Raw genomic sequence first — 23461 nt, 5'->3', positions numbered from 1 at the left:
GGCTGTCAGTCCCAGGCGAGGCGCTTGGCCAGCCGCTGCTCGACCGTCACGTCGCCTTCCGGCACGGCGACGCAAGGCAGCACGTAGCCTTCCCGCTTTTCGTCGAAGGACAGGCCCGGCCACTCGACCAGGTAGTGCACGCTGCCGCTGCCCAGGCGGCAGATGCAGGTACGGCAGGTGCCGTTGCGGCAGGAACTGGGCAGGTCGATGCCGGCCTGCTCGGCGGCATGCAGGATCGTCGTGTCCGCGGGCGCGGGGATGGTCCATCCGGAGGGCTGGAAGGTGATCGTGAAGTCGGTCATGATGGCGATTGTACCGTCCCGGCAGCGTCCTTACGACGGCCTAACGATGGGTTCGTTCGCGCACAGACCCTTGCCCGGCCCGGCACTACGCTGAGGTTTCTATCTGTAAGTAAATGCAGGGAAACCAATATGAAAAAAATCGCCGTCGCCATCCTGGCAGCCCTCGTCGGCAGCGCATGCGCCGCCGCCGGCGCCCAGCAGGCTTACCTCGTCAAGAACAAGTCCGCCGCTGCGGCGCAGCAGGCTCCCCAACAGGCCCAGCAGCCGACCGCACAGCCGGCCGTACAGGCGCGGGTCGCGGCGGCCGACGCCGCCAACGCCCAGACAGCCGCAGCGGCACGCGCGCAGACCAACGCCACGCAGTCGGCCGCCGCGCCTGCTCCAACGCCGGCGCCGGCAGAGCCGTCGACGGCCGCGCAGATGCCGGCCCAGCAGCTTCCACAGCAGGCCGTGCAAGCGCCCGCCCCCGCCGGCGCACCAGCCGGGGCCGCCACCGAATTCGACCGCCTGCTGCGCGCCCAGGTGCTGCTCGACCGCGCCCACTTCTCGCCGGGCGAGATCGACGGCGCCTACGGTTCGAACATGCGCCAGGCCCTGTCGGGCTTCCAGAAGGCGCGCAACCTTGCCGTCACCGGCAAGCTCGACGAGGCCACCTGGAACGCGCTGAATGCCGACACCGCGCCGACCATGATCGCCTACACGCTGGCGGACGCCGACGTCGCCGGCCCCTTCCGTCCGGTCCCGGAGGACATGATGGAAAAGGCCAAGCTGCCCTCCCTCGGCTATGCCAGCGTGCAGGAAGAACTGGGCGAGAAATTCCATGCCAGCCCCGGCCTGATCGAAAAGCTGAATCGCGGCAAGGACCTGACCCGCGCCGGCGAACAGATCATGGTGCCGAACGTGACCGGCACCCCGGCGCTGCCGCCGGCGGCCCGGATCGTGGTCTCGCGCGATGCGCATATCCTGACGCTCGAGGACGCGACCGGACAGGTGCTGGCGCAGTATCCGTCGTCGACCGGCAGCGAGCACGATCCGCTGCCGATCGGGACATGGAAGATCGACGGCATTGCGCGCAATCCGACCTATCACTACAACCCGAAACTGTTCTGGGACGCCAAGCCGGGCGACGCCAAGACCAAGATCCCGGCCGGCCCCAACAACCCGGTCGGCGTGGTGTGGATCGACCTGTCGAAACCCCACTACGGCATCCACGGCACTCCGGTGCCCGGCTCGGTCGGCAAGACCGAGTCGCACGGCTGCATCCGCCTGACCAACTGGAGCGCGGCCGAAGTGGCCGGCCTGGTGAAGGCCGGCACCGAAGTCGTATTGAAGGAGTAAACTTTTCACCGTAAGGAGATCGCAATGAGATGGTTGTTGACCTTCCTGCTCGGCGTGCTGGTCGGCGCCGGCGGCCTGTTCGCCTGGCTGCGCCAGATGCCCCACGAGCCGCCGGCATTCGCCCAGGCGCCCGCTACCGGCTCGCCTCCCACGGGCTCGCTGCCCGCGCCGCCCGGGCCGGACATCGAGGGCAAGCTGCCGCCCGCACCGAAGGTCACGCCCGATCTGACCGAACTCGACCTGCCGCTGCGTCCATCCACCACGGCCTTGCCGGCGGGGACGAGCGTCCCGTCCCTGCCGTCGGGCAAGCTGGTGGTGCCGGTCGAAGGCGTGTCCCTGGCGGACATCAAGGACAACTTCGACCAGCCGCGCGGCACCGAGCGCCACCATGAAGCGCTCGACATCATAGCGCCCAAGGGCACCAAGGTGGTGGCCACGGCCGACGGCAAGGTCGTCAAGCTGTTCACCAGCAAGCCGGGCGGCCTGACCGTCTACCAGTTCGATCCTACCGAAAAATACGCCTATTACTACGCCCACCTGGACCGCTATGCCGAGGGGTTGAAGGAAGGTATGGAAGTGAAACGTGGCGATCCGATCGGCTATGTCGGCACGTCCGGGAACGCCGACCCGAACGCGCCGCACCTGCATTTCGCCGTGTTCGAGCTGACGCCCGAGAAGCAGTGGTGGAAAGGGACGCCGGTCAATCCTTATCCGCTGCTGGTGCAAGGATCGACGCTGGTCAGCGCTGGCGGCGGCGCCTCCGCAGCAGGCCGCTGAGGACCCGGGAGGCAAGTCCGCTGCTGGCGCAGTCAACAGGCCGGGCGCCCCCGCCCTTTACTCGTCGATGTCGGCGCCGGCCTTGATGGCCGCGGACGTGGGCTGTCTGCGACGGCGAACAGGCCAGTCGCATCCCTGCGGCTACCACCTGCATGTTGGCCCCGGCAGGATTTCTTAGGTGCATGTATACTGCAGTACTGCATCGGCATCGTCTGGCACGTTGACCGCACGATGTCATAACTACCTGATTTTTCAATGAAATTACGCCAACTTTCCGTTTTCCTGGGCGGATACCTGGTGACGGTCGTCGTCCTCGCCCGCCTGTACCATGGCTTTTCCGGAATTGCCTCGGCCACCCACATTGCCATCTGCCTCGCCATCGCCCTTCTGATCGGCTTCGGGGCCGGCACCTCGGAAACGGCCGCACGGCATGGGATGAGCTTCGTTCTCGCCGCGTTCTGCGGCGCGCTCACGATCCTGCTGTCGTTCTACCTGGGCATGGCCGTGGTCGCCCTGCCTTATGTCTTCTTCTGGACGAACGCCGTCTGGCTGGGACTGCAGGCGGCCCGAATCTGCCGGGCCGCTCTGAACGCAGCGTCGGTGCAGTAGACAAGCCCGGCGGCCCCGCCCTCACTCGTCGACGTCGGCGCCGACGTTGATGGCCGCGTAGGCGCGCTGCACGGCGATGGCTTCCTTGCCGCCCTTGCCGTAGAGTTCCTCGGCCGCCTCGATCATCTTGGCGCGCGCATCGGCATAGTTGGTGCTCGAGGTGAACTTGGTGGTGTTCGCCTTGAACCAGATGCGGTAAGCCTTGTCGAGGCCGATGCCGCTCATCGCCGCCGGCGCCTTGACCAGGTATTTGCTGTAGTAGTCGCTGGCCTTGTCCGCGTTCGACCCTTGCGACAGGAAGTAGAACATGCGGTTGTTCGGCCCGCTGCTGTAGTGGACGTCGATGCGCCTGAGCGAGCTGCTCCAGGCATCCGGACTGCTGCCGTCCTTGCTCGGCTTGTACATCCAGCGCAGCGGCGTGCCGCTCTTGCTGATCTCCTTGCCCAGCACCCAGTCGTTGCCGGTGGCGGGAATGGTCTCGCCCTTCCCTCCCGCGCGCGCATAGGCTTCGACCACTTCGCCGTTGATGTCGGAACTCGACTCGTTCAGCCCGCCCGACTCGCCCGAGTAGGTCAGGTTCGAGGTGGCGGCCGTCACGCCGTGGCCCATCTCGTGGCCGATCACGTCGATCGAGCCCAGGCTGGTGAAGCTGGAGCCGTCGCCGATGAACATGCAGCGACAGGTGTCGCTGTAGTAGGCGTTGTCGTAGGCGGTGTTGACGTGCGCGGCGATATAGGTTGCCGTGTTGTGGCCGTCCAGCGACTGCCAGCCGAAGACGTTCTTCAGGGTGTCGTAGGTGTTCATCAGGCCCCACATGGCATTCACCGCGGCGGTCTGGCCGTTGGCATCCAGGGTCGAGCCGCCCGACACATAGTTCTTGCCGTCGCCCCAGGTGTTGGTGTCGTTGACGTAGACGCTGCCGGCGGTGCTGCCGTGGTTGGCATTGGTGATCGCCATCGCCCCGAACATGCCGCCGGTGCCGCGGCTGTCGTCGACCATCTTGTACTTGCCGTCGACCAGGGTGGTGTTGATCGGCACCTCGCCGTTGTACTGGCTCTTGCCCACCCCGGCCACGGTCTGCAGCATGTTCCACTGGTCGAGGATGTGGCCGTCGCGCGCGCTCACCACGGTGTCGTGGTAGACCGGCTGGTCGCCCACGTGCATGCGGGTGTGGACCAGGTAGGCGAGCTCGTAATGGTCGACGACTTCCTGGACGTCGAGGGCGTTGAGCTCGACCTCCGGCTTGTCCTGGGCGGCGGCGGTGCGCTCGATGCGCAGGACCGGATAGATGATCAGCTCGGCGCTCGGCGGGGTCGCGTGGCGTGCATCCGCGCCAAGGCTGCCCAGCGCCGCGTCGATCGCCTGCTTGGGAGAGATCACCGGGACCACGCTGAAGTCGGTGCCCGGACCGGCGGCCGCGGCCGCGCCGGTGCCCGTGCTGCCACCCATATTCTTGCCGAGGCCGGTGCGGCGTTCCGATGCCGACTCGGACTGGATGCGCCCGCTCGGGTCCAGCACCAGCACCGATTCCGAGCCGAAGATCGGCACGCCCTTCCAGGTATGGGCGACGCGCGCGACCTGGGTGCCCTGCATGCCGGGATGCTGGACCAGGACCGTGAAGCCGTGGCGTGCGTCGAGGCCGCGCTGGGCCCGGCGTGCCTCGAGCTGAGCCACGATGCCGGTCTTCGACTGCGGCGTGGCCACTATCGGCGCGCTCATCATCGTGTTCGGCAGCGGCGCGGCGCCATGCGCGGTGCCGGGGAAGCACGTTAAAGAGGAAACGGCGCCGATCGACGCCGCCAGAAGTGTGAGGGAACGCTGGTTCATCTCTCGTCTCCAATCGGTTGGGCGGCCTTAAGCAAGCTCTGCTTTGGGCACCATCAGAGTGTGGACGAGCTTTCAGGAAAGGATTTGCTCAGAAACAAAAAGCCCCACAGCGGCGGGAAGCGCTGTGGGGCGTATCGCGAGACGCTACTATAGGTATTTCGTCAACGGTCGCGGCGGCGCATCAGGTACACCGCGGTACCGACCACCGCGGTGGCGATGGCCGCCTTCTTCACCAGCCCGGCCTTGTTGTGTTGCCACTCGGCCTTGATACCCATCTCGGCCAGCACATTCGGTACCTTGCCCTGCGCCAGGTCCTCGCCGATGCCCTCGACCACGTTCACGCGGTCGGCCGCCAACAGGATCAGCCAGTGGCGCATGTCGTTTTCGGACCAGCGAAAGGCCAGGCGGCGCATCATGCCGGACAGGCCCTTGGGCGGCTGGGCGGTGCCGAAGATCGGCGTGATGCCGGGGCGCTCGGTCGACACCAGCACCTCGACGTTTTCCGGCTGCTGCGGCAGCTTGCCTTCGTGCGCGTGGATGAAGCGCGGCGGGGTGCGTTCCATCGGCACGCCAGGACGGTTCTTGCGGTCCAGGTCGGCGCCCCAGCCCTTGATGTGGGCCAGCTGTTCGCGGCTGGGCCGCTGCGGGACCATCGGATAGTCGTCCTGGTGCTCGTCGGCGTGGCCGCTGTGGTGGTGCTGGTGCGAATCCGGGTTGACTTGGTCGGAAGTTTGCATGTGATCTCCTTATTGCATTGCGCTGGCCTGGACCGCGCGGACCTCGTGGGCGCGCGGCGGGATCAGGACGGTCTTGATGCAGTTGTCGAGTTTGCTGGAGAAGATGTGATAGGCGTCGGCGATTTCTTCGAGCGGCACGCGGTGGGTGATGATGTCCTTCGGGCTCAGGCGCCCTTCGCGGATATGCTCGATCAGGCGCGGCAGGTGGCGCTTCACGCTGGCCTGGTTGGCGCGGATCGTCAGGCCCTTGTTCAGCACATTGCCCATCGGGACCATATTGAAGGTCGGGCCGTACACGCCCACGATCGACACGTTGCCGCCCTTGCGCACCGAGTTGATGCACCAGTGCAGCACGGTGGACGAGCCGGCTTGCGCCTTCATCAGGCGGCCGGTGAGCGTTTGCGCGATCGAGCCGGCGGCGTCGCCGCCCACGCAGTCGATGCAGACGTCGGCGCCCATCCAGTCCGTCATCTTCTTGATGTGCTCGGCCATGTCCTCGACCTCGCGGAAATTGACCACCTCGCACTGGGCCCAGCGCTTGACGAACTCCAGGCGGTACTCGACCTCGTCGACCACGATCACGCGTCCCGCCCCCATCAGCCAGGCCGACTTGGCGGCCAGGATGCCGATCGGACCGGCACCGAAGATCACCACGGTGTCGCCTTCGCTGATGTCGCCCATCTCGGCCGCCTGGTAGCCGGTCGGCGTCACGTCGGTGAGCAGCACCGCGTCGTCGTCGTGGATGTCGTCCGGGATCAGCATCGGGCCGACGTCGGCCATCGGCACGCGCACGTACTCGGCCTGGCCGCCGTCGTAGCCGCCGGCCGTGTGCGAATAACCATAGATGGCGCCGACCGCGGTCGCTTCCGGATTCGTGTTGTGGCAGTTGCCGTACAGTTCGTGCTGGCAGTAGAAGCAGGAGCCGCAAAACAGGTTGAACGGCACCATCACCCGGTCGCCCACTTTCAGTGTCCGCACGTCCGAACCGACGTCCTCGACCACGCCGATGAACTCGTGGCCGAAGGTATGGCCGACGCGCGTATCGGGCACCATGCCATGGTACAGGTGCAGGTCGGAACCGCAGATACAGGTACGCGTCACGCGCACGATGGCGTCGCCAGGATGTTCGATGACGGGATCGGGCTTGTGATCGGCACGGACGCGATATGGCCCCCGGTAATTCATTGCCAGCATATGTCCTCCTCGGATTGGTTGACGGCCCGCAGCTCAAGAACGGGCACTTGGACAAGAAGTTATGTCAAAACGCCAAGAAAGGCGATACGCGCACGGAAACGAACACAGGTTTCTCGACAAATTCTTATGTATTTGTTTTTAAAAGGAAATTTCTTATTTTTCAGAAATGAAAATGGCCGCACAATGGCGGCCATTCAAGGGGACAGGTACGTGGCTGCTACAACTGACGTGCCTCGAAGGTATTACATTGGTCGACAGAGCCGGTCTGCAATCCTTTCGTGAACCAGCGAACCCGCTGCGCCGAGGTACCGTGCGTGAACGAATCCGGCACGACCTCGCCGCGCGACTGGCGCTGCAGCGCGTCGTCGCCGATCGCGCTGGCCGCGGCCAGGGCCGACTCGACGTCGCCCTGCTCGATGATCTGCTTGGCCTCGTTGGTGTGGTAAGCCCAGACGCCGGCGAAGCAGTCGGCCTGCAGTTCCACGCGCACCGACAGCGCATTGGCCTCGGTCTCGGACAGGCGCCGGCGCATGCTGTCGACCTTGCCGGAGATACCCAGCAGGTTCTGCACGTGGTGGCCGACTTCGTGCGCGATCACGTAGGCCTGGGTGAATTCGCCGCCGACGTGGAAACGCTGCTGCATCAGGTTGAAGAAGGACAGGTCGAGGTAGACCTTGCGGTCGGCCGGGCAATAGAACGGGCCGACGGCGGACTCGCCGGTGCCGCAACCCTGGGTCGGCGTGCGGTTGTCGTACAGGACCAGCGTCGGCGGCGTATAGGTCGCGCCATTGGCCTTGAAGATCTGGGTCCAGGTGGTTTCGGTAAAGCGCAGCACCGTGAGCACGAACTTGGTCTCGCGATCGTTGGCCGGCGGATGCGAAGGCGCCTGCTGGACATGGGCCGGCGAACCGCCGCCGGACAGCAGGTTCAGGATGGTGCCGGGCGAAACCCCGAAGAACCAGGAACCGAGCAGCGCGATGGCGATCGTCCCGATCCCCACGGTGCCGCCGCCGATGCCGAAGCCGCCTCCGCCTCCGCCGCCGCGGCGGTCTTCCACATTGCTGCTCTCTTCATTCCCTTCCCAACGCATATCGTTCTCCTTGCTTATCGTCCGGCGGTCCGCTTCAGGCCCACCGCGCCCGCCTGCTCGCGGACATCCTTGTTACGGAATTCCTCATCGGCCGCGATACCGGCGCGCCGCTCGTCGTGCAGCTGGCGCTCGTGGCGCTCGCGTTCGACTTCGCGCTCCAGTCGGGCCTTGAGGGAATCGTTGGGCAATGTGGTGTTCATGGCAATCCTTGATGGAGTGGCCGGGCGCCATCGCCCAGCCCGTTCCTGCAGTATGCGCGGGCATGCCCGCCGGGTATGTACGAGCCTTCACATAGTGCATCGGCTTTTTCCGCACAATCAGGATTCTAGCGGAAGCCGGCGCTATGTACGCTGACGCACGGATTCCTTCCCGTCCCGAGCCCATGCTGGCGCCATGACCCTGACCCTGCGCTCCCCATCCGCCCTTACCGCCCTCGGCCGCCAGCTGCTTGGCCAGGATTACCGCTTCATCACCGTCACCCCGGCTACCCACCGGCGCGTCAACCGCCGCCCGGAAAACGCCTGGGCGCACGACCTGCGCGGCGTGCTCGGCTGGAGCCGTCCCTACCGCGACGGCGTGCTGCCGGCGGAAATCGACGCACAGCTGCTCGAGGCCGGGTTGCGCGAGGATGTCGAGCAGGATGGCGAGGCCGGCCGGCGCGCGCGCGTGCGCGCCTCGACCATCGGGCGCCGGCTCTACTTTCACTCCGCCTGGCCGACCAGCGACGACGACGCCGTGTTCTTCGGTCCGGACACCTACCGCTACATCGCCGCCCTCAGGCGCGCGCTGGCCTCGCCGCTGCTGCGCCGTCCGGTCCGGCGCGCGGTCGACATCGGCTGCGGCGCCGGACCGGGCGCGATCGAACTGGCCCTGTGCTGCCCCGACGCCACCGTCTACGGCACCGACATCAACGCCGATGCGCTCGCGCTCACCGAGGTCAACGCCGAGCTGAACGGCGCCACGAAACTCATCCCCTGCCGCAGCAACCTGCTGGACGGCGTCGACGGCCACTTCGACCTGGTGATGTCGAACCCGCCCTATATCCTCGATCCGGACGAACTGCCCTACCGCCACGGCGGCGGCGAGCATGGCGCCGAACTGTCGATCCAGATCGTGAAGGCCGCCCTGGCGCGCCTGCATCCGGGCGGCAGCCTGCTGCTGTACACGGGAGTCGCCATGGTCGACGGCGAAGACCGCTTCCTGGCCACGATCCGCCCGCTGCTGGACGCGGCCTGCGAGGAATGGCGCTACGAGGAGCTGGACCCGGATATCTTTGGCGGCCAGCTGGACTGCGACGGTTACGAGCAGGTGGAGCGCATCGCCGCGGTGTGGCTGCATGCGGTGAAGCAGCGCTGAAGATAGGGCGCCGTCGAAAGAAAACCACAGATTCATTACCAGTTTGTAATCAAGCGCGGAAATTCCCATTCGGCAACTTCCATTGCATCATATAATCGCCCGCACCTCGTTCAACGCCAGGCCGCCCTCCGCGGCCGTCGGCATCACTGCTGAATCCCTATGAAGATTACCAAGCTCAAGGTATGGGCGCGGCTCGCGCTCGCGTTTTCCATCGTGCTCATCCTGATGGTGGCGCTGGCCATCAACGGCGTCGCCAACATGGCCACGATGCAGGAAAAAATGAACAAGATCGTCGACAGCGACAACGCCAAGGCCAGGCTGGTGGCGGGCATGCGGCAGTCGGTGATGAATGCGATCATCAACGGCCGCAACATCGCGCTGATGAGCGACCCGGCCGAGATCGACGCCGAGAACAAGCGCCTGGCGGCCAACCGCGCCGAGTACGCCGTCCTGTTCGACAAGCTGTCGGCCAGGATCTCCAACGAGGCCGAGAAGGCGGCGCTCGACAAGATCGTGACCGAGCGTGCCGCCTCGGTCAACGTCGTCACCAAGATGACGGCACTGGTCAAGGCCGGCCAGCGCGAGGAATCGAACCACGTGCTGCTGAACGAACTGCAGCCCTTGCAGACCCGGACCGTCGTCGCCATGGACGACATGGTGGGCCTGCTCGAACAACAGGTGGACGCCGCCGCACATGAAGCGGCCGCGGCGCACCAGGCGGCGCGCCGCCAGACCCTGCTGATCACCCTCACCGCCCTGCTGCTGGGCGGCGCCATGGCCTGGCTGATCACGCGCAGCCTGCTGCGCCAGCTGGGCGGCGAACCCGGCTACGCGGCCGACATCGCCGGCCGCATCGCCAACGGCGAGCTGGACGTGCGGGTGGCGCTGCGCGAGGGCGACCGCGGCAGCCTGCTGTTCGCGATGGAGAGCATGCGCGCCAGGCTGGCGGACCTGGTCGGCCACGTGCGCGAGGCCACCCACCACATCGCCCATGCGTCCGGCGAAATCGCGAGCGGCAACGCCGACCTGTCGGCCCGCACCGAAGTCCAGGCGGGCTCGCTGGAAGAGACCGCGTCGACGATGGAAGAGCTGACCTCGACCGTGAAACAGAACGCCGATCACGCCCACACCGCCAACGCGCTGGCGCGCACGGCGTCGAGCGTGGCGGCGCGCGGCGGCGAGGTGGTGGCGCAGGTGGTGGACACCATGGGCTCGATCAACGACTCCTCGAAGAAGATCGTGGACATCATCTCGGTGATCGACGGGATCGCCTTCCAGACCAATATCCTGGCGCTGAACGCGGCGGTGGAAGCGGCACGCGCCGGCGAACAGGGCCGCGGCTTCGCGGTCGTGGCCTCGGAAGTGCGCAACCTGGCCCAGCGCTCGGCGGCCGCGGCCAAGGAAATCAAGGCGCTGATCGACGATTCGGTCGACAAGGTCGACACCGGCAGCCGCCTGGTCAACCAGGCCGGCATGACCATGAGCGAAGTCGTCGACAGTATCGGCAAGGTGGCCGACATCATGGCGGACATCAGCGCCGCCACGCTCGAACAGACGCACGGCATCGAACAGGCCAACCGCGCCATCATGGACATGGATGGGGTGACCCAGCAGAACGCGGCGCTGGTCGAGGAAGCGGCGGCGGCGGCGCAGGCGATGCAGCAGCAGGCGAGCGAGCTGGCCAAGCTGGTGAGCGTGTTCAAGGTGGGTGCGGCGGCGCCGGCGGTTGCTGCGCCGACGAAGCGATTGAGGGTATAGGGGCTCCAAGGCCTGCCGCCGCCTTTGCGAACAACCGGTGTGCAGCATTCGATCGTACCTGCGGCGGGTTCAGAACTTGTGGTTCATGCCGACCGTGAAGGCGCTCGAGGCCTGGCCTCGTTCCACGGCCGAACCGCCGCCCGATGCATCCCCTACGGCGTAGCTGGCGGCATTCTGGTTGTCGATGCGCGCGTACGAGGTGTACAGCTTGCTACGCGTCGACAGACTGTAGAGGTAACCGATGCCGACTTGTTTTGCGCCACGGTTGGCTTTGCACCGGTCGGTCTTGCTGATGACGGACGCCATGATGCTGCCTCGGCCGACCGGGATGGAAGCGCCGACCATGATGCTGCGGAAGTCGGCATCGCTTGCTCCAATACCTTTTTCCGTTTCGACGCCGGCATGGGCAAGCACCGGGCCGAGGTTGTAGGTTGCGCCCAGCAACACGAGTCGATGGCCGGCGCTGGCGGGATTGCGGGAATCGTTGTTGAGCTTGTCGTAAGCCAGGGTTGCGAACACAGGACCGTTGATGTAGTTCGCCGATGCGCCCAGGGTTTTATTGGCGCTGCGATTGCCTGGCATTTCACCCATGCCGTACAGGCCATTGAAACTGAAGCCGTGCACTGGCACTGACGAGTAGGTAATGGCGTTGTCAGTGCGGATATTGCTAGTATTCATCAGGTTGGCGACCTGGCCGGGCAAGCCGAGGCCGAACGGATCGATCGAATCCAGCGACAGGTAGATCGGGTCGTATTGATGGCCCAGGTTGACTGCGCCGAAGAGGCCGGACAACCCGACATATGCCTGGCGACCGAACAACGCGCCTTGGCGGCTCGTACCGGTGTCGAGATCGAAACCGCTTTCCAATTGGAAATTCGCCTTCAGGCCATTGCCGAGCTCCTCAGTGCCTTTGAAGCCCAGGCGATTGCCCGATTGCACGCCGGTTGCCAGTTTCGTGATCGAGCCGGAGGCGCCGCTTTCACGCGTCAAACCTGCATCCACGATACCGTAGACGGTGGCGGAAGACTGTGCAGAGGCAGCAGTGGCTGCGAACAAAGACATGACTGCAGCGACGTAAAACGGCTTTCCCATGTGTGTCATCCTTATGATCGTTGTCGTAAACTTCCTGCCGGCATGTCGGCGGGTGCGGGATGCCTCGACCCCGGAACGGTGGCGCGGCGATGCCTTGGCCGTCCGGATCGCGGACGGCACAGGCGTGACTCGACCATGCCGCCTTCGGGTCGTTCAGGCGATGTCTGAGGTCTTTTTAGTTACGCTGGCAGGACCGTTTGTCTTACTTCCCTGTTGCGGCCAGTTCGAATGGCACGGGCGTCAGGCGGTCCGGCGAAACCTTGGATGCGGCACCGGCAATGTGCTGCTCGAAAGTCCGGCTGATCTGGATGCCGACCCGGCCGACTCCCTGCAACACATCCGGTTTATGCAGCGTCAATGTGAGCCAGAGCGGACAGAATTCGTCGAAGATCAGGCGTGCAAGATATTCGGCCAGATGTTCGAGCAGGCCAAAACGGCGTTGCGCCAGGACGGCGCGCAAACGTTCGACCAGCACCGCATAATCGATCGTGTCTTCGATGCGGTCGCTATGTGCGGCCTGTCCGCCGATACCCAGGCGCAGGCTGATCGACACCATCTGGCTGCCGGTCAGTTCGTGTGGATAAATGCCGATCTGGGCAAGTGTACGGATATCATCGATGAATATCTGGTTCATGGTGGAATCTGCCCTTGCTTGCAAGATCAGTTCAGGACGACGGTCTTGCCGCCGTTCAGGAACACCCGCTGCTCGATGTGATAGCGCACGGCACGCGATAATGCGAGGCACTCCATGTCGCGCCCGACCGCCAGCAAGTCTTCGGCCCGGTGGCTATGCTTCACGCGTTCCACGACCTGCTCGATGATCGGGCCTTCATCGAGATCGGTAGTGACATAGTGGGCGGTAGCGCCGATCAGCTTGACGCCGCGTGCATGAGCCTGATGATAGGGTTTTGCACCTTTGAAGCCCGGCAAAAATGAATGATGGATATTGATCGCACGTCCGGCAAGATGCGCGCACAGCGCTGGCGAAAGAATTTGCATGTAACGGGCAAGCACGACCAGTTCGGAACCCGTGCTGTCGATCAGCTCGACCAGTCGCGCCTCCTGTTCACTGCGCTTGTCCGCATTCACCGGCAGATAATGGAAAGGTAATCCGGCGGCCTCGGCCAGCGGGGCAAGATCCGGGTGGTTCGACACCACCGCAGGAATTTCCATGCGCAACTCGCCCATGCGCCAGCGATACAGCAAGTCATTCAGGCAGTGGTCAAAGCGCGACACCATGATCAGGACGCGCGGCAGCCTGGTCTCATCGTGCAAGGCCCACTGCATGCCGAAGCGCGCCGCTATCGGTGCGAATGCCTCGCGCAGCGAGACCAGTGGCGGCGTCTGCCCGCGTTCGCCCCTGAAAACACAACGGACAAAGAAACAGTCTTCCAGTTCGTCGTCGAACACCTCGAATTCCTTGATGTAGCAGCCGCGGCTATCGAGGAACCCGGAGATCGCGGCAACCTGCCCTTTCGCGCTGCGGCATGTCACGGTGAGGATGTATTCCGGTACGGCTACCGGCGTGGTGGATGGCATGGCAATACTCTCGTCTTGTAGGGAATACGTGGGGCGGGCAGAGCTCAGCCAGCCCCCGCTGAATGGGCCTGCTGGTCGGCGTGGTACGACGAGCGCACCATCGGGCCGGATGCGACATGCCGGAATCCCATGCGCTCTCCCAGCAAGCGCAACTCCTCGAATTCGGCCGGCGTCACGTAACGGCGTACCGGCAAGTGATGCAGGCTCGGTTGCAGATACTGCCCGATGGTCAGCATATCGACCGCATGCGCGCGCAGGTCGTGCATGGTCGCCTCGATGTCCTCGCGCGTCTCGCCTACCCCCAGCATCAGTCCCGATTTGGTGGCGATGGCCGGATGCCGTGCCTTGAAGTCTGCAAGCAATTGCAGCGAATGCAGGTAGGCGGCGCCGGGGCGCACTTCCCGATACAGTCGCGGCACCGTCTCGATATTGTGATTGAAGACATCCGGCGGCTCGGTACCGAGCAATTGCAGCGCGAGATCGGCGCGACCGCAGAAATCCGGCGTCAGCACCTCGACGGTGATACCGTTGCTGGCCGCCCGCACCGCTCGTATGCAGTCGGCAAAATGCTGCGCCCCGCCGTCGCGCAGGTCGTCGCGGTCGACCGAGGTAATGACGACGTATTTGAGCCGCATCGCGGCGACTGTGCGTGCCAGGTTCGCAGGCTCCTCGGGGTCGAGCGCCAGCGGGCGGCCATGACCGACGTCGCAGAACGGACAGCGCCGCGTGCAAATGGCGCCCATGATCATGAAGGTTGCCGTACCCTTATTGAAGCATTCGCCAAGGTTCGGGCAATTGGCCTCTTCGCACACCGTGTGCAAGCGGTTCTCGCGTAGCGCGCCGGTCAGTTCACGCACATTTTTCGTGCCGCGGAAAGCCGCGCGAATCCATTCCGGCTTGCGCAACAATTCAGCCTGCTTGATCGGAATGATCTTGATCGGTAGCCGTGCCATTTTTTCGGCGCCGCGCAGTTTGACGCCGGCCTGTGGTTTGCCTGGTGTTTGCATGATGACTCTTTCTCCGTCAACCACGGTAGTAACGCTGCGGCACGAAAGGCATGGTGGCGACCTCGACCGGCACCGCTTTGCCACGCACCATCGCCGACAAGGCAGTGCCCGGTTTGGCCAGCGCGGTGTCGACATAGCCCATTGCAACCGGGGCCTCCACCGTCGGCCCGAAGCCGCCGCTCGTGACGATGCCGACCTTGCGGCCGCCGGCATCGACCAGCTCGGTACCCTCGCGCACCGGCACTCGGGCATTCGGGCGCAGCCCGACACGCTTGCGGGCGACGCCGCCGGCAATATGGCCGAGCACAAGGTCGGCCCCGGGATAGCCGCCGGGACGCGCCCCATCGGCGCGGCGCGATTTCGACAGCGCCCACAACAAGCTGCTCTCGACGGGTGATGTGGCTGCGTCGAGATCGTGACCATACAGGCACAGGCCTGCTTCCAGGCGCAGCGAATCGCGCGCGCCGAGGCCGATAGGCGCCACTTCAGGCTGGCTCAGCAATTCACGCGCCAGCGCTTCCGCCCTGTCAGCCGGTACCGATATTTCAAAACCGTCCTCTCCGGTGTACCCCGAACGGCTGATGATGCATTCGGCACCGACCAGGGCGACGGTGGCGGTCGTCATGAAGACCATCGTTGCCGTTTCCGGCGCCAGCCGCGCCATCACGGCGGCGGCGGCCGGGCCCTGTAACGCAAGCAAGGCACGATCTTCGAGCACCTCGATGCGGCAGCGGCCGGCGAGGTATCGGCGCATGTGCGCGATATCCTGCTCCTTGCACGCGGCATTGACCACCACGAACAGGCTGTCGCCGGTGTTGGCGACCATCAGGTCGTCCATCACGCCGCCGCGCTCGTTGGTGAACAGGGCATAGCGCTGGCTACCCTCCGGCAGGTCGATGATATCCACCGGCACCAGCGTTTCCAGTGCGGCGGCGGCATCGGGTCCGGACAGGCGCACCTGCCCCATGTGCGAGACATCGAACAGGCCCGCCTGGGTGCGGGTGTGGACGTGCTCCTTGATGATTCCGGTGGGGTACTGCACCGGCATGGCATAGCCGGCGAATGGCACCATCCTGGCGCCGAGGGACAGGTGCAGGTCGTACAGCGGGGTGCGCAACTGGGGTGCGTCGGTGTGGTCGTCGCTCAATTTTCTTCCTTGTCGGTGGAGTGGATGGCCATCAGCATTCGATGACATTGACAGCAAGGCCGCCGCGCGCGGTCTCCTTGTATTTCAGCTTCATGTCGGCGCCGGTCTCGCGCATCGTCTTGATGACCTGGTCGAGCGATACGAAATGCTTGCCGTTACCGTGGAGCGCCAGGCGGGCGGCGTTGATCGCCTTCATCGAACCCATCGCATTGCGCTCGATGCATGGCACTTGCACCAGGCCGCCGACCGGGTCGCAGGTCAGGCCGAGGTTGTGTTCCATGCCGATTTCAGCGGCATTTTCGACCTGTTCCACCGTACCGCCCAGCACTTCCGCCAGCGCGCCCGCCGCCATCGAGCAGGCCACGCCGACCTCGCCCTGGCAGCCGACTTCGGCGCCGGAAATGGACGCGTTCTCCTTATAAAGAATCCCGATTGCCGCGGCGGTAAGCAGGAAGCGGATCACGCCTTCGTCGTTAGCGCCGTGGCAGAAACGGGTGTAGTAGTGCAGTACCGCCGGTACGATCCCGGCCGCGCCGTTGGTCGGTGCGGTGACGACGCGCCCGCCCACGGCATTTTCCTCGTTCACCGCCAGCGCGTAGAGATTCACCCAATCCATGACCGCCAGCGGGTCACGCATGGCAGCTTCGTTCTGGCCAGAAAGCTTGCGGTAGAGTCCCGGGGCGCGCCGCTTGACCTGCAGACCGCCGGGCATGGTGCCTTCCTGTTCGCAGCCGCGGCGCACGCATTTCTGCATCACATCCCAGATGTCGAGCAGTCCGGCACGGGTTTCCTCTTCGCTGCGCCAGGCGCGCTCGTTCTCCAGCATCAGCTGGCTGACCGATAAGCCCTTGTCGCGGCAAATCGCCAGTAACTCGTCGCCGCACTTGAACTGGTGCGCCAGTGCGGTCGTGTCGGCCACGATGCGATCGGCACCGGCAGCTCTCTCGTCGACAACGAAACCGCCGCCGACCGAGTAGTAAATCTTGCTTGCAACCACTGTTCCTGTCGCATCGCAGGCGCTGAACTGCATCCCGTTCGGGTGAAACGGCAGCGACCGGCGATACATCAGCAGATGTTCGCGCTCGACGAAGCGGATCGGGTGCGTTCCGCACAGCATGATGCATTGCTCGCGGCGGATGCGTGCCAGGGCGGCGGGGATCAGGTCCGGATCGACGCGATCCGGTACTTGCCCCTCCAGGCCAAGCAGCACGGCCTTGTCGCTGCCGTGACCCTTGCCGGTAGCGCCCAGCGAGCCGAATAGCTCCGCCCTGACGCTCGCCACCTGGGCCAGCAGGCCGGCATCTTTCAGTCCGTTCACAAAAACCTGGGCAGCCCGCATCGGTCCGACTGTATGCGAGGAGGATGGTCCAATACCGATCTTGAATAGATCGAACACGCTGATGGCCATGGTGGATTACCTCGAAGTGTTGGCAGTAAGCGCGCCCTGGGTGGCGCGGGATTTGGAGATCAGGTATCCCGCCGTGAGCAGCGCGAACCACACTGGGGCGACGTAGAGTGCGACGCGGGTGCCGGCGTCCAGCCCCAGGAACACGACCACCAGGGCCAGGAACCCGAGGACGAACCAGTTCGCCCACGGCGCGCATGGCATGCGGAAGGACACCGCGCCGGCGCGGCCCTGCTTGACAGCCTGGCGATACTTGCGATGCGCCCAGACGATGATGCCCCAGGTCCATACGGCGCCGACGGTCGCCACGCTGGTGACGTAGGTGAACACCTGTTCCGGAACCAGATAGTTGAGCGCGACGCCGACCAGCATGAACGCAGCGGACAGCGTGATTGCCGCGGCGGGAACATGGCTCTTGCTGACCTTGCCGAATGCGGCGGGAGCCTGCTTGAACTGCGCCAGCGTATAGAGCATCCGGCCGGTACTGAAGATGCCGCTGTTGCAGGACGAGGCCGCGGCCGTGATCACGACGAAGTTGATGATGCCGGCGGCGGCCGGGATGCCGATCTTCTCGAACACGGTCACGAACGGACTCATGTTCGGATTGAGTTCGTTCCATGGCACCAGCGACATGATCACGACCAGCGCGCCAATGTAGAAAATCAGGATACGCCAGGTCACGCTGTTGATGGCGTGCGGCAGGACGCGCTCGGGATTCTTCGCTTCGCCCGCGGTGACGCCGATGAGTTCGACCCCGGTATACGCAAAGCACGCGATCTGCAAGGTCAGTACGACCCCGACCATGCCCATCGGCGCAAATCCGCCATACGACCACAGGTTCGAAAAGCTCGCGGTCTTACCCAGGTCGCCGAGGTGAAACAGGATCACCGCGAGACCGATCACCAGCATCGCAACGATCGTGACTACCTTGACGAGGGCGAACCAGAACTCCATCTCGCCGAACACCTTCACCGCGACCAGGTTCGTCCCGTACAGCACGACCAGCGTCACCAGCGCCGGTATCCACTGCGGAATGTCCGGGAACCAGTAGTGAAAATATACGCCGACGGCGGTGAGTTCCGCCATGCCGGTGACGATCCACGTGAACCAGTAGGTCCAGCCGGTGACGAAGCCTGCCCACGGGCTGACGTACTCTTCGGCGTAAGTGGCAAACGAACCGGCGACCGGGCAGTGAATCAACAGCTCGCCCAATGCCCGCATGATGAAAAATATGGCGAGTCCGGCGAACGCATACGTCAACAGCAACGCCGGGCCGGCCTTGCTGATCGCCTTTGCCGAGCCAAGAAACAGCCCGACCCCGATCGCGCCGCCGATGGCGATGAGCTGGATGTGGCGGTCCTTGAGGCCGCGCTCGAGGTCCTTGCCTTCGTGTCGCTGCTCTTCATCGAGCATTTTGTTGATGTGTCTCATCTGGTCTCCTCCTCGTTGATATGACTGCAACCCGGTAGAAGGCAGCGACGCCCGCAGGCATCGCATTTGCCGTGTTTGTTTTAGTTGCCGTACACCGGGAAACGAGCGCACAGGTCGCTGACCTTGGCGCGCACCGCATCGTTGACCGCCGTGTTGTCGATGTCATCCAGGATGTCGCAGATCCAGCCGGCCAGCGCCCTGACTTCGGGGATCCCGAAACCGCGGCTCGTGACCGCCGGCGATCCGATCCGGATTCCACTGGTGACGAACGGAGACTGCGGATCGTTCGGCACGGTATTCTTGTTGACCGTGATGTGCGCCGCGCCGAGTGCCGCGTCGGCTGCCTTGCCGGTAATGCCCTTGGCGATCAGGTCGACCAGGAACAGATGGTCGTCGGTGCCGCCCGAGACAATCCGGTAACCGCGCTCGACGAATACGGCAGCCATTGCGCGGGCATTGGCGATCACCTGTTTCTGGTAATCGATGAAAGCCGGCTCCAGCGCTTCCTTGAACGCGACAGCCTTCGCGGCGATCACGTGCATCAGTGGGCCACCCTGGGTGCCGGGGAATACCATCGACGCGATTTTCTTTTCCAGGTCGGCATTTGCGCGACCGAGGATGATGCCGCCGCGCGGACCGCACAGGGTCTTGTGCGTGGTACTGGTGACGATGTCGGCAAAAGGCACCGGGTTGGGATACAGTCCCGCGGCGACCAGGCCGGCCACGTGTGCCATGTCGACGAACAGCAAGGCGCCAACCTTGTCCGCAATCGCACGAAAGCGTGCGAAATCAAGCTGGCGCGCATAAGCGGAGAAGCCGGCAACGATCATTTTCGGCTTGCATTCGAGCGCCATGGTTTCGACGGTGTCATAGTCGATCACGCCGTCGTCGGTCACCCCGTACTGCACCGCGTTGAATAACTTCCCCGAGAAATTCACCTTCGCGCCATGGGTCAGGTGACCACCATGCGCCAGGCTCATGCCAAGGATCGTGTCTCCCGGCTGCAGCAGCGCCAGGTAGACTGCGGCATTGGCCTGCGAACCCGAGTGCGGCTGGACGTTGGCCCAGCCGGCGCCGAACAGCTGTTTGACCCGGTCGATCGCGAGCTGCTCGACAACATCGACGTGCTCGCAGCCGCCGTAATAGCGTTTCCCCGGGTAGCCCTCCGCATACTTGTTGGTCAGTACCGTACCCTGGGCCTGCATCACCCGCGGACTGGTGTAGTTCTCCGATGCGATGAGTTCGATATGGTTTTCCTGGCGGCGGCGCTCGGCCTCGATGGCGCCCCACAGATCAGGGTCGAAATCGGCGATGCTTGCTTGCTTGTTCAACATATCATTTCCTTCAAAAAAGTTAGATGGTGACCCGGACACCGATTGGCGCGTGCTGGCCGGCATGCCATGCGGGACAGGCGCAGGCGCCCTTTCTTCCAGTTTGATATCCACCATCAGTTCGCTTGCCAACGCTTCGATCTCGGCCTGCAGACCGGCGAGCGGCAAAGCGGCCGGAATGTGCAGGTCGATCCGCGCCCGGAACATGGCTTCGCCGCTGAACGATGCGTTCTCGCAGCCGGTTTCCATCCTGTCGATCCCGGCCCCGAGCCGCGCCAGTACCGCCGAGATCTCACTCACGATGCCGGGCCGGTCGTTGCCGACTAACTCGATGCGCGTTCCACGGCGGGCCTCGCCGCCGGCCGGCGCGATGCCGCGTGCGATGGTCAAGCGCATTCCGCCGGTTTCCAGTTCATGCAGCGCCGTTTCCAGCGCTTGCGCGCGGGCGGCGTCGATTTCCAGGCGCACGATGCCGGCGAAGCTGCCTGCGAGTTGCGCCATGCTGCTTTCGATCCAGTTCGCACCGCAGGCTCTGGCGCGGGCCGCCAACGCGCTGACCAAACCCGGACGGTCAGGCCCGAGTACGCTGATGACAAGGGAGACATTCATCGCTGCACTCCTCAGTTCTGCTCGTAATCGGACATGGGCGGGCACGTGCAGACCAGGTTCCGGTCGCCATACACGTTGTCGACGCGGCCGACCGGCGGCCAGTATTTGCCCTCACGCAGACTTGCCAGCGGGAACACAGCCTGTTCGCGACTGTAGGGATGCGGCCATTCGCCGGCGAGCGCTGCCGCCGTGTGCGGTGCGTTGGCCAGGGGATTGTCCTGCGGGTCGAACTGGCCGTTGCCGACTTTTTCTATCTCGGCGCGGATCGCGATCATCGCATCGCAGAAGCGGTCGATCTCTTCCTTCGACTCGCTTTCCGTCGGCTCGATCATCAGCGTGCCGGCCACCGGGAAGGACATCGTCGGGGCATGGAAGCCGTAGTCGATCAGTCGCTTGGCGACGTCATCCACGGTGACGCCGGTGCTGTCCTTGAGCGGACGCAGGTCGAGGATGCATTCGTGCGCGACCATGCCGTTCTCGCCCCGGTACAGCACGGGGTAGTACGGTGCAAGGCGCTGGGCGATGTAGTTGGCGTTGAGGATCGCCATGATGCTGCCATGACGCAGTCCGTCGCGGCCCATCAGCGTGATGTAGGTCCAGGTGATCGGCAGGATGCTGGCGCTGCCCCACGGCGCGGCCGCCACCGCGCCGATACCCTCCAGGCCCGCGACCCGATGTCCCGGCAGGAACGGGGCGAGGTGGGACCTCACGCCGATCGGGCCGATGCCCGGGCCCCCGCCGCCGTGCGGGATGCAGAACGTCTTGTGCAGGTTCAAATGCGACACATCGCCGCCGAACTGTCCCGGCTGGCACAGCCCGACCATCGCGTTCATGTTCGCGCCGTCGATATAGACCTGGCCACCGTGGCGATGGATGATGTCACTGATCTCGCGGATCGCCGTCTCGAACACGCCATGCGTCGAAGGATAGGTAATCATCAGCGCCGCCAGCTTGTCGCCATGCTGTTCGGCCTTGGCCTGCAGGTCGGCGACATCGACGTTGCCCTTGTCGTCGCAGGCCACCACGACCACCCGCATACCGGCCATCTGCGAGGTCGCGGGATTGGTGCCGTGGGCCGAACTCGGGATCAGGCAGACGTCGCGGTGCGCTTCACCACGGCTGGCATGATAGGCGCGGATCGCCAGCAGTCCGGCGTACTCGCCCTGGGAACCGGCATTCGGCTGCAGCGATACCGCGTCGTAGCCGGTGCAGGCGCACAGCATCTGCTCCAGTTCATTGGTCAGTTGCCGGTAGCCCTGGGCCTGATCGGCCGGCGCAAACGGATGCATGCCGCCGAACTCGCGCCAGGTGATCGGAATCATTTCCGTGGTGGCGTTCAGCTTCATGGTGCAGGAGCCGAGGGGAATCATGGTCCGGTCGAGCGCCAGATCCTTGTCGGCGAGGCCGCGCAGGTAGCGCAGCATCTGTGTTTCGGAGTGATGCTTGTTGAACACCGGATGCGTGAGGAATGCAGAAGTGCGCTGCAGCGCCGCTGGCAGCGCCTGCGGGAATTTTTGCTCGATCGCATCGAAGTCCGGCACTGCGGCACCTGCAGCGAAAATCGTCCACAGGGTTTCCACGTCGCCGCGGGTCGTGGTTTCATCGCAGGAGATGCCGACGGTATGCGCATCCACTTCACGCAAGTTGATTTCGCGCCGGCGCGCAGCGGAATGGATGGCGCCGGCGTCGTCCACGGCGACGGTCAGGGTGTCGAAGAAGTGCTGCGTCAGCACCGTCACGCCGAGTGCGCGAAGGCCTTCGGCCAGGGTCGCGGTCAGGCGATGCACGCGCCCTGCGATCGTCGTCAGGCCGTGCGGCCCGTGATAGCAAGCGTACATGCTGGCCATGATACCGAGCAGTACCTGTGCAGTGCAGATGTTGCTGGTGGCTTTTTCGCGGCGGATGTGCTGTTCGCGGGTCTGCATTGCCAACCGGTAGGCCTTGTTGCCGTGGCTGTCGATCGACTGTCCCACCACGCGGCCCGGCATCACGCGCTTGTGCGCATCGCGGGTGGCAAAGTAGGCTGCGTGCGGGCCGCCGTAACCGAAAGGCACGCCGAAACGCTGGGTAGTGCCGATCGCCACGTCCGCGCCGAACTCGCCTGGCGGCGTCAGCAAGGTCAGGCTCAGCAGGTCGGCCGCCACCACGACCAGCGCCTTTTTCTCGTGTGCCGCGGCAACGACGCCGGCATAGTCATGGATCTCGCCACCGCTGCCCGGATACTGCAGCAGCACGCCAAAATAGTCGAGCGCGGCAAGGTCGGTGGCGTGATCGCCGACGACGACCTCGATCCCCAGCGGTTCGGCACGGGTGCGCACCACTTCGATCGTCTGCGGATGGCAGTCACGCGACACAAAGAAGGCCTTGGCGCTGTTCTTCGCCAAGCGCTGGCAAAAGGTCATCGCCTCGCCGGCGGCCGTCGCCTCATCGAGCAACGAGGCATTGGCGATTTCCATGCCGGTCAGGTCCGACACCATGGTCTGGAAATTCAGCAGCGCTTCCAGGCGGCCCTGCGAAATTTCGGGCTGATATGGCGTGTATGCGGTGTACCAAGCCGGGTTTTCCAGCACGTTGCGCAAAATCACCGTCGGTGTATGGCAGTCGTAATAGCCCATGCCAATGAAGGACTTGAACACCCGGTTCGCGCCGGCGATTTCACGCAGGCGCGCCAGCGCTTCCGGCTCAGTACGCCCCGCTGGCAGGGCCAATGGCGCAGGCGACAGAATGGCGCCAGGAATGACTTTCTCGACCAGCCGGTCGAGGGATGCCAGCCCGAGCGCGTGCAGCATCGCGCCCGTTGCATCGGCATCGGGGCCGACATGGCGGCCGACGAAAGCGTCGCGCTGCTCGAGCCGGGCAAGCGGAACGGGAATGTGGGTGTCGTTCATCTTCATGGTGGCTTATACCTTCGT

At 64.6% G+C, this 23461-nt stretch carries 20 protein-coding genes and 1 pseudogene; 5 read left to right on the top strand and 16 right to left on the bottom strand.

Annotated elements, in window-relative coordinates:
* Positions 1 to 5: 5 nt before the first annotated feature.
* Positions 6 to 302 carry a 2Fe-2S iron-sulfur cluster-binding protein gene (locus ACI48D_RS07925; RefSeq protein ID WP_435570675.1) on the bottom strand — a complete coding sequence of 99 codons (297 nt, stop codon included), beginning with the start codon at positions 300 to 302 and terminating at the stop codon, positions 6 to 8.
* Between the two features lie 129 nt (positions 303 to 431).
* On the opposite strand from ACI48D_RS07925, the gene ACI48D_RS07920 reads away from it, so the two are divergent.
* The 3 genes from ACI48D_RS07920 (at position 432) to ACI48D_RS07910 (ending at position 3026) form a co-directional block, all read left to right on the top strand.
* Positions 432 to 1640, top strand: coding sequence for a L,D-transpeptidase family protein (locus ACI48D_RS07920; RefSeq protein ID WP_435570674.1), 1209 nt, complete (start codon positions 432 to 434; stop codon positions 1638 to 1640).
* 24 nt (positions 1641 to 1664) lie between these two features.
* A complete protein-coding gene (locus ACI48D_RS07915) occupies positions 1665 to 2417 on the top strand; it encodes a M23 family metallopeptidase (protein ID WP_435570673.1) in 753 nt (250 codons plus the stop codon).
* Between the two features lie 255 nt (positions 2418 to 2672).
* Entirely contained in the window at positions 2673 to 3026 is a 354-nt protein-coding gene (locus ACI48D_RS07910) for a hypothetical protein (RefSeq protein WP_435570672.1), read from the top strand.
* Between the two features lie 21 nt (positions 3027 to 3047).
* Here the strand turns inward: ACI48D_RS07910 and ACI48D_RS07905 are convergent, their stop codons facing one another.
* The 5 genes from ACI48D_RS07905 to ACI48D_RS07885 all read right to left on the bottom strand — a co-directional run bounded on the left by ACI48D_RS07905 (position 3048) and on the right by ACI48D_RS07885 (position 8074).
* A complete protein-coding gene (locus ACI48D_RS07905; protein WP_435570671.1) occupies positions 3048 to 4853 on the bottom strand; it encodes a M4 family metallopeptidase in 1806 nt (601 codons plus the stop codon).
* Between the two features lie 161 nt (positions 4854 to 5014).
* Positions 5015 to 5590, bottom strand: coding sequence for a hypothetical protein (locus ACI48D_RS07900; protein ID WP_435570670.1), 576 nt, complete (start codon positions 5588 to 5590; stop codon positions 5015 to 5017).
* A gap of 9 nt (positions 5591 to 5599) precedes the next feature.
* Complete coding sequence (locus ACI48D_RS07895; RefSeq protein ID WP_435570669.1) at positions 5600 to 6784, bottom strand: zinc-dependent alcohol dehydrogenase; 1185 nt, start codon at positions 6782 to 6784, stop codon at positions 5600 to 5602.
* A gap of 217 nt (positions 6785 to 7001) precedes the next feature.
* Positions 7002 to 7874: a KPN_02809 family neutral zinc metallopeptidase gene (gene ypfJ / locus ACI48D_RS07890; RefSeq protein ID WP_435570668.1), complete on the bottom strand. Its 873-nt coding sequence runs from the start codon at positions 7872 to 7874 to the stop codon at positions 7002 to 7004.
* 14 nt (positions 7875 to 7888) lie between these two features.
* The gene (locus ACI48D_RS07885) at positions 7889 to 8074 is read right to left on the bottom strand and encodes a hypothetical protein (protein ID WP_435570667.1); all 186 of its coding nucleotides are present in this window, start codon (positions 8072 to 8074) and stop codon (positions 7889 to 7891) included.
* Positions 8075 to 8267: 193 nt separating this feature from the next.
* Between ACI48D_RS07885 and ACI48D_RS07880 the strand changes: the two genes are divergently transcribed.
* Both ACI48D_RS07880 and ACI48D_RS07875 read left to right on the top strand, forming a co-directional pair.
* Positions 8268 to 9230, top strand: coding sequence for a methyltransferase (locus tag ACI48D_RS07880; protein ID WP_435570666.1), 963 nt, complete (start codon positions 8268 to 8270; stop codon positions 9228 to 9230).
* Positions 9231 to 9389: 159 nt separating this feature from the next.
* Complete coding sequence (locus ACI48D_RS07875) at positions 9390 to 10988, top strand: methyl-accepting chemotaxis protein (protein WP_435570665.1); 1599 nt, start codon at positions 9390 to 9392, stop codon at positions 10986 to 10988.
* Between the two features lie 69 nt (positions 10989 to 11057).
* Here the strand turns inward: ACI48D_RS07875 and ACI48D_RS07870 are convergent, their stop codons facing one another.
* The 10 genes and pseudogenes from ACI48D_RS07870 to gcvP all read right to left on the bottom strand — a co-directional run bounded on the left by ACI48D_RS07870 (position 11058) and on the right by gcvP (position 23437).
* The gene (locus tag ACI48D_RS07870) at positions 11058 to 12080 is read right to left on the bottom strand and encodes a porin (RefSeq protein ID WP_435570664.1); all 1023 of its coding nucleotides are present in this window, start codon (positions 12078 to 12080) and stop codon (positions 11058 to 11060) included.
* 202 nt (positions 12081 to 12282) lie between these two features.
* The gene (locus ACI48D_RS07865) at positions 12283 to 12714 is read right to left on the bottom strand and encodes a dihydroneopterin aldolase (protein ID WP_435570663.1); all 432 of its coding nucleotides are present in this window, start codon (positions 12712 to 12714) and stop codon (positions 12283 to 12285) included.
* 26 nt (positions 12715 to 12740) lie between these two features.
* A complete protein-coding gene (gene purU, locus ACI48D_RS07860; RefSeq protein WP_435570662.1) occupies positions 12741 to 13619 on the bottom strand; it encodes a formyltetrahydrofolate deformylase in 879 nt (292 codons plus the stop codon).
* 44 nt (positions 13620 to 13663) lie between these two features.
* Positions 13664 to 14626 carry a lipoyl synthase gene (lipA, locus tag ACI48D_RS07855; RefSeq protein WP_435570661.1) on the bottom strand — a complete coding sequence of 321 codons (963 nt, stop codon included), beginning with the start codon at positions 14624 to 14626 and terminating at the stop codon, positions 13664 to 13666.
* 16 nt (positions 14627 to 14642) lie between these two features.
* Entirely contained in the window at positions 14643 to 15821 is a 1179-nt protein-coding gene (gene gcvT, locus ACI48D_RS07850; RefSeq protein ID WP_435570660.1) for a glycine cleavage system aminomethyltransferase GcvT, read from the bottom strand.
* On the bottom strand, positions 15805 to 17181 hold the full coding sequence (locus ACI48D_RS07845; protein ID WP_435570659.1) for an L-serine ammonia-lyase: 1377 nt from the start codon (positions 17179 to 17181) through the stop codon (positions 15805 to 15807). The genes gcvT and ACI48D_RS07845 overlap by 17 nt, the downstream gene beginning before the upstream one ends.
* 6 nt (positions 17182 to 17187) lie before the next feature.
* The gene (locus ACI48D_RS07840) at positions 17188 to 18609 is read right to left on the bottom strand and encodes an amino acid permease (RefSeq protein WP_435570658.1); all 1422 of its coding nucleotides are present in this window, start codon (positions 18607 to 18609) and stop codon (positions 17188 to 17190) included.
* Between the two features lie 80 nt (positions 18610 to 18689).
* A complete protein-coding gene (gene glyA, locus ACI48D_RS07835) occupies positions 18690 to 19943 on the bottom strand; it encodes a serine hydroxymethyltransferase (RefSeq protein ID WP_435570716.1) in 1254 nt (417 codons plus the stop codon).
* 417 nt (positions 19944 to 20360) lie between these two features.
* A pseudogene (locus tag ACI48D_RS07830) lies at positions 20361 to 20549 on the bottom strand (ACT domain-containing protein); the annotation flags it as partial.
* An 11-nt stretch (positions 20550 to 20560) separates the two neighbouring features.
* Entirely contained in the window at positions 20561 to 23437 is a 2877-nt protein-coding gene (gcvP, locus tag ACI48D_RS07825) for an aminomethyl-transferring glycine dehydrogenase (protein WP_435570715.1), read from the bottom strand.
* Positions 23438 to 23461 lie beyond the last annotated feature (24 nt).

The organism is Massilia sp. LXY-6 (assembly GCF_051233485.1).
In the GTDB taxonomy this organism is placed as follows: domain Bacteria; phylum Pseudomonadota; class Gammaproteobacteria; order Burkholderiales; family Burkholderiaceae_D; genus Telluria.
This window is presented reverse-complemented; position numbering and strand designations above follow the sequence as displayed.